4 protein-coding genes are annotated in these 7,757 nt (G+C 44.9%); all 4 read right to left on the bottom strand.

Going from position 1 to position 7,757, the window contains the following annotated elements; translation table 11 throughout:
- Positions 1-71: 71 nt before the first annotated feature.
- Entirely contained in the window at positions 72-4,580 is a 4,509-nt protein-coding gene (locus M8T91_RS14995) for a beta-ketoacyl synthase N-terminal-like domain-containing protein (RefSeq protein WP_301414971.1), read from the bottom strand.
- Positions 4,549-5,262: an SRPBCC family protein gene (locus M8T91_RS15000; RefSeq protein ID WP_301414972.1), complete on the bottom strand. Its 714-nt coding sequence runs from the start codon at positions 5,260-5,262 to the stop codon at positions 4,549-4,551. Before M8T91_RS15000 ends, M8T91_RS14995 begins: the two co-directional genes overlap by 32 nt.
- 433 nt (positions 5,263-5,695) lie before the next feature.
- The gene (locus tag M8T91_RS15005; RefSeq protein ID WP_301414974.1) at positions 5,696-6,385 is read right to left on the bottom strand and encodes an SRPBCC family protein; all 690 of its coding nucleotides are present in this window, start codon (positions 6,383-6,385) and stop codon (positions 5,696-5,698) included.
- Between the two features lie 28 nt (positions 6,386-6,413).
- A complete protein-coding gene (locus M8T91_RS15010; protein ID WP_301414976.1) occupies positions 6,414-7,733 on the bottom strand; it encodes an MATE family efflux transporter in 1,320 nt (439 codons plus the stop codon).
- Positions 7,734-7,757 lie beyond the last annotated feature (24 nt).

Below are 7,757 nucleotides of genomic sequence, written 5' to 3' on the forward strand. Positions count from 1 at the left end.
ATTTCGTTGCCTTGAGAATTCAGGCTTGAAAATACTTTGTCAGAATATGTTGGGTAGCGGCATGGGTATGGTCAGTACAATTGTGGATTTCGCTGTACTTTGATCACTGTCTTGCCCTGCGCCAGAATTTCGATTTGCTGCTGATCAAAAACGACTGTTACCTGCCTGCCATAAGCAGACATCGGATATATTTCAATATTCCTTATGCTTATAATTCCTGTGTCCTCTCTCACCAACAGTGGCAGAATTTTGCTTAAGGCATTGTTCGGAAGCTGTTGTCCCTGAATTTCTGAAACCACTATTGGCGTTGTACCGATGTAGGTTGACTCTGATCGCTGTAATCCCACATCTTTGATCGCCTGTATTGTCAAAGTAGCCAGCTCCACTGCACCATGTTGCCGGATCACTGAAAATAGTATTGCCAGGGAATCAGAGTTATTAAGCTGCGCATCAAGACGTAAACGGATAGCAGCATCATCAGTCAGTATCGCCGGTTGGTATCGTAATTCGCTGATCAACCAACCATTGACTCCCGGCATAAATCTGGCTGCACTACGACAGGCGGATTCCAGTAGCAAGTTAAGCGACAGACAGCGGAATTGTTCCTGATTGAAAATATAGCGGTCTGGTAATTGCAACCAATTTTTTTCACAGCTTATTGTTGTTTTCCTTTGACTGATATCACCGAGAATATCATCTACTATCGTATGCTGTTGTTGTGTTACAAACCAATGTCTTTTACCCTGGAAAACATAGCCCGGCAAACGAAGTTTATCGGGAATTTCATGGTAATCGCCACTAAAATCTATGATTTTTCCTGCACACCACGCTCTGGCCTTATCCAGAGCGGTTACTAGCGATTGATCGTAAGTCACTACCGGCGAACCAATTACTTCACCACTAATAAAAGTTTCCGAGGTATGCTGTTGCTGTAACCAACAATCCAGTCGCCTTATTAGCTGGGAAAAAGAACTGGCGGCGAATGCCAACCGATGCCGCAAAGCCGCTCTTGCAGTTTGCAGAGTGTAAAGAAATGCTGCAAAGTGCGCCTCTGATTGTTGCTCTTCAGCCCAGGCTTTTATTGCTCTAACATTGGCTTTTAACGCCTCGGGGGTTTTTGCCGATAATACCACCACACCCTCACCAAACAAGCTGCCAAACCGCAGAGGAGCAGCGTAGTTTTTTAATACCACATGGGCATTAGCGCCACCGGAACCAAAGCTGCTGACCCCTGCCAGTAATGAATGATTGTCACTGTGCCAAGCTTGTGCGCGACTGGCAATGGCCAAACCACTATCCTGCAATTCAATCTCAGGGTTGAGCTGCTGAAAATGTAATGAAGCTGGGATCTGCTTATGCTGCATCATCAGTATAACTTTCAATACCCCAGCTAAACCTGCCGCTGACTCCAAATGACCAATATTGGTTTTCACTGAACCCACCAAACAGTGACAGCTAGCAATGCTTCTGCTATTCGCCATTGCACTGCGTATAGCTTCGATTTCGATCGGATCACCCAGTGAAGTTCCAGTGCCGTGGGCTTCCAGATAACTGAGTTGATCGGCAGTTATTCCTGCATCCTTCCAGGCAGCATTAAGCAGTTCTTGTTGTCGGATGGCATTTGGGACAGTTAAACCACCGGCTAATCCGCCATGATTGCTGGCACTGCCAGGGATCAGTGCATGAATTCGATCGCCACTCTTTTCAGCATCTGCCAAATGTTTCAGCGCCAACATGATAATACCTTCAGAGCGCACATAACCATTGGCTTTGCTATCAAAGCTTTTACAGCGCCCATCACCGGCCAGCATTCCGGCCTTGTTATAGGCCAGGCTCAGATAGGGGTGACAAATCACATTTGCCCCCCCTGCCAGCGCCAATTGACAGTGGCCCTGCCGTAATCCGGTAATAGCCTGATGCAACGCGACCAGTGAGGAAGAACAAGCAGTATCCATCACCATACTAGGGCCGCAAAAATCGAAAAAATAAGATATTCGGTTGGCCGCAACTGACAAAGCGCTCCCGGTGGCAAAATAGGCGTGTACACCCATGCGACTATCCTGCATGGCTCTGCCGTAATCGATATTACTGATCCCGATATAAACCCCGGTCTCACTACCTTGTAGTGTATCTGGCGCTATACAGGCATCTTCCAGGCAATGCCAAGTAGCCTGCATTAACAGGCGTTGTTGAGGATCCATAGTAACGGCTTCAACAGGTGAAATACGAAAGAAAGCTGCATCAAACCTATCTACATCTTCGATAAAACCGCCCCACTGGGTCCCTGGGTACTGTTCGGCATTGAGCCACAGTCCACGGGACTTGGGATATTCACCGATGACACACTGCTCGCCTTGTAAAACCTTCCAGAATTGCTGCGGATTATTGATACCGCCGGGTAACTGACACGCCACACCCACCACTGCAATAGTCTGCTGTGACACTATGCCAGACGGATCAGTACCGGTAGTGGTTTTTTTGTACGATAGCTTATCACAAACACTGGACTTGCCGGTCAACTCACCGGCCACAAAGTTACTCAACTTTATCAGGTTATTGTGTAGGAAGAATACTTTTGACGATAAACGAAGCCCGTATTTGGTTTCAAGCTGCCCTTGCAACTTTAATAAATCTGCTGAGTCCAGACCCATTTCCATCAATGGCTGCTCAGGGTCTAACTGTTGCTCATCCAGGTCCACAATAGTGCCAATCAAGATGCTTAACTCCTGACGAATATCCGCTTCACTAAACGGGTATGCTCGATTGGCAGTAGTTGGGTTGGTGAAATTTCTTGCCACAGTGCGCTGATCAATATCGTAAGATACCAGCACGCCCTTATGCTGATTTCGGCTGTCCTCTGGGCGATAGTTGGCAACTGACGATACTATCTCGGCACCATGGGCTCGATGAAAGGCCAGTATAGTATCCTGATTGACATCTCTACACTGAATATACTGCGCAAAATCCCGATGTTTAGCCGCCGTATAGTTTTTACACAGTGTGACACCAACCACACGATCAACACCCTGAGTCAGCGCTGCTTTTTGTAGGGTAAACTCCAGCAGCTGATCACCCAGCATCAAGTGCTGGAAATCAGGGTGCAAATTAATCGCCAGTAGCTGTACTATATGCCCAGAGTCATCATGTAACTCATGTACCGAAAGATAATTTTGCTGGAAAATTGCCGAAACTCGATTTATACGCTGACTGTAAACTACGCCTATCACGGCTCCCTGATATTCCAGAACCAGTTGTCCCGCCGGGTATCTAGCAATACGCTGTGCCAGCAATTCATTGGGGATCTGTGAATGATCCCAACAAAGCTGCTCCAGTACTGATAACCGCGGGATATCGGTGTAGCAGGCATTGCGGATACTATAATCTCGCAGCTCCATGGTATGCAGACTGGCCTGTAACCAGCTGCCGCTTGCGGGAATACGAACAGCGGTGGTTTGATCAAACCAACCTCTCCCCGCAGCCTCAATCATCCATTGCCCGGAGCCAGTAATTCCAGCATTGGCTAGTAAATCTGACAGACTTTTCGGCACATTGTTCGCCATCACCACAAGGTGCACATTGTCCCGGGCCAATAAAGATAACCTAAATAGTTCAGCCTGTGGCTGGCCGGTTAAATCAACCAGCACCAATTGCCGTGATGCATCCAACTGTACCAAAGGCAACATCTCGGTAGTTACGACAATACAGCTGACCCCCATGGCCTCAGATAATACGGAGCGAAAAATGTCCAGTGGCAACTGTGTCGATCCACTCAGCAGAAGCAATATCAATGGCGATTTTTCTCGACATATCCTACCCAGTTGCTGGGCTATTTCGCTAGTAAATGATATTAGGTTCACTGCGCTTAAATCAGTGCAATGGGATGATAACTGAGTGGCGAAGCTGCTCAGATGACGGCGAAAAGCAATTAAGGCTGCCAACTCTTCCGCACTGTTTTCACTGAGTGGAAGTGGTGTTTGCTTGCTTAACCAGTCCATCAAAGATTGTGGCAGAGCCGTCAGAGCAGATGATGATTTTTCCTGTTCAATAGTACCGGACAATGCAAGCTGCATATTAATAATAACTGATAAGCTTTGCGTTATTATTTGTACCTCGACGTTGTTATGTTGCTTTGGCAGTGTGGAAGAAAGTTCAACAATAGCTTTATCGCCGAGCTTTTCGGCTAACTGCTCAGGCTGGCAATGATACAGTTCCGTCAACAGGTCAATTGCTACAAGCTGCTGCAGCCTTTGTCGTAAACGAAATCCTTTATCCAGCTGCTGTACGACCAGCCCCGTATTCTCTAACAACTCCAGTAGCCAGCTTAAGCGACTTTTCCCAATGGCAGTAGCTTTTACCAGACTGTCCAGGGTTTGATAACTATTAACTCTCAAAGCAGAAAATAGTCCGCATTTTTGACTCGCGTCAAGCAGAGGCAACAGCAAGTAGCCAGCTAAATTCTTATGAAATATTTCATTCATTTTAAAACAAACCAGGGATCTGAAATGATGCTTTTGGTGAACCTGAAACAACATCATTAGCAGAAGTTCATCAAGGCTCCTGAATAAAATCAACTGTGGCATCTTTGTATAACTCACGATCCAACAATGATTGCATGTGATACATGACTCGATACATATATTTTTTCATTACTGAGTTAACCAAAAACCCGGGCATATTACCGCCGAAATCCTCGTCAAAAACAAACTCCACTTTGACCTGACCGTTCTCCATTGGTGTCATCGTCCAGATATTATGCTTATGGGTGGTACGCAAACAGCAGGGATCTCTTTCGGAGCGATTTGGTGCAGCAATAATATTGGTCACCACCTGGCCTGTCTCAGGATTCTGCTGTGTGTGAATCATTACCAGCTTTTCCCGCCGCTTGAACCACAAAGGCATATTCGTTTTGTAGCTGGAATACTGTATATTATCGGCGACCTGTTCAATCAGCTTACCATCATGACAAAAACTCCCACAGGCATTGGGATCGTGGATCATTTTCACGAATGCTCCCAATGTAGCATTGACCTTAGTTGAACTTTTAAAACGCATCAGAGTGGTTCCTGGCTCTTTTAGTGAATACACCTGTACTCCGTTGTCTTCACGAATCAACTGCCATTCACCGGTACCTGAATAGGTGAAGTAAATCAACCATGCTATTGCCACAAGCACTATGACAAAAAAAATAATACCAATATATCTGCCTATCTTTTTTAGTATTACTAGTGGTTTTACAGTACTTTTTATAATTTCAGAACTCATAATCATTCCTGCTTCTATTGATATTTATAATTTACAGAGAAAACAATGCCTCGACATTCAATCAATGCAGAATCTGCTCTTGGGAGATATGATTAAAACTATCTTCACTCAACTTTAAGTATTGAAATCTAAAATTAAATTTCATCTCACGTTATGAGAGATTATAAATATTCTTCAAGAGAGCGCAACATTATTGACAATGGGATGCTACAATCTAACCGGTGTTATTTATCAGCTCGATGTTTTTACTGGAACTGCGACTTCGTTAATAACAGTTCAGGGTTCTCTTTGTAGGCGCTTCCAGAAAATCCTGAGCATATAGCCAAAAAATATACCGGATTTATCGTTAATTACGGAATAAGATCCTTTATTGAAAATCCTAATTTAATAAAATCAAGAATAGAAACACAAAGGAACGGATGTGCAATGATATTTAGGACACCGTAATAAAATCGAAATGAGCGTTCCGGTATTTTTCTCGATCAACAAAACTCTGGAAACGGCTCAACACCCTAAATGCGCCATTAACAAAAATTTTGTTCAACATAAAATCAGGAAAATACACACCCGGGTTGAAATCGCGCTGCATTTCTATCTCAATAATACCATTCTCTTTTGGGATAAATCGGTAATGGACGTTGAACTCTGTAACTCTGAAACAGCAATCATCTACTGGCAGCACGTGAGGGGCAGCAGTATGATAATAATAAACAATACCCGTGCCAGCATCCTGCACAAATTGCGACTTAACCACAAACTGTCTGACACTGTGATTCATGGGAAATGGGTACTTAAACTCCGAATAATAGAGCTGGGGACTTTTGCGGTCAATAATTTTTGCTTCGAGACAACCAAATTCCGGGCAGGTGGTTTGATCCTGAAAAAATGCAATGACGCTATGCATGTTTGCCTGCACATCCACATGTGCCTTTACTCGTTTGAGGCCTTTTCCCGGTGACTTCATGGAGTACACCTGAACGCCATTTTTATCAATCTCCAACTGCCATTCGCTGGAACCTGACATCTTCCAGTAAAACTGTATGACCTGCATTAATGCCAACAATATTGCAATTGTCCCCAATAAATAAACAGTGATTTTACTAACTATTTTTCTGCCATTCACTCCTTATCTCTCCTATGCAAATAAATAATTAAAGTGTTTTCTTTTGCCAAGCACCTGCTCTCCACATTTGCAGCAATATAATCACCAGTAACAATCCATACAAAGTTTGTGCCACCCAAACTTGCAATAATCCAAGCTGTAAATGAACAACCATTACCCAGGCTACAGGAATGAACAAACACCAGCGCAATAAAAATGATACCAGAGCTACTTTTTTTCCGTAGCCGACGCTGAATAAAGTATTGCTTAAAATAAAACTTATTCCGACCACGCCTGTGGTGGCTGCGATAACTTGTACAGGCACTATAGCCAGTTGCACAGTCGCAACATCGTTAAGAAATAACGCCAAAAATTGTTCAGGAAAGAACAGCAAGGGTGCCCCCAAAGTACTGATTCCTAACACTCCTAATAAAGTTACATCCCAACCCCATTGCATGGCATCATCAGGGTGTGAACTACCCAGCGAATTCGAGGCCAGTGTGGCTAGTACTTTGCCCAGAGCACTGGCAAATACCAGCAGCACCATGCTGGTTCTAATTAGCACGGTAGCAGCGGCCATTTCGGCCGCACCAATCAGGCCATAAATCCAGAACATCACTACTGAGCCAAGCGAAAATAGCCCCTGCTGGAAGGTTACCGGAAGTGCTATTCTGCCCAGCGTCATCAACTGGTTTTGGTCAACCACCATGCTGCTAAGAAACACCTTTCGGGTTTGTACTATGGTGATCAGTAAATAACATAACACACCGCTATATAAAGCAATTACAGTAGCCAGTGCGGCACCTTTGGTTCCTAAAGCCGGAGCACCCCAGTTGCCCTCAATCAGGATGAAATTACCAAGCAGTTTCAAGCAGTTAATCAACAAAAGTACCAGCATAAACCACTTAATCTTGCCCTGACCATTCCAATAGCCATCAAAACTATTGAGCATGCCCTGAGCGACTATTGCCAATAGCAGTACCTGTAAATAGGGCAATCCCTGTTCAACAATACCGGGGGCACTCGCCAGTCGGCCATAGACATATGGCATCACGCTATAACAGATAATCAGCATTGGCAGTCCCAGTACTACTGCCAGTAGCAGCCCTGAATGCAATATCCTTAGCAGCTTGTCTGGCTCCATGCCCTGCCCCTTGCCACGTGCAGTCAAACCCTGTACCGCCGGCACTATGCCCAGCATAACCGCCAGGATTAGGGTGTTTAAAAAGCCTGACAAACCTACTCCAGCTATAGCACTGTCGCCCAGGGCGCCCAACATGGCTAAATCGATGAATACTGTAATCAGAGAAGATCCTAACGCAATCACCAGAGGCAAAGCGCGGGTTATAATTGTTTTGAAACGCTGCATTCTGCCCGCTAAAACATTGAGATC

Source organism: Microbulbifer sp. MI-G (genome assembly GCF_030440425.1).
Taxonomy (GTDB): Bacteria; Pseudomonadota; Gammaproteobacteria; order Pseudomonadales; family Cellvibrionaceae; genus Microbulbifer; species Microbulbifer spongiae.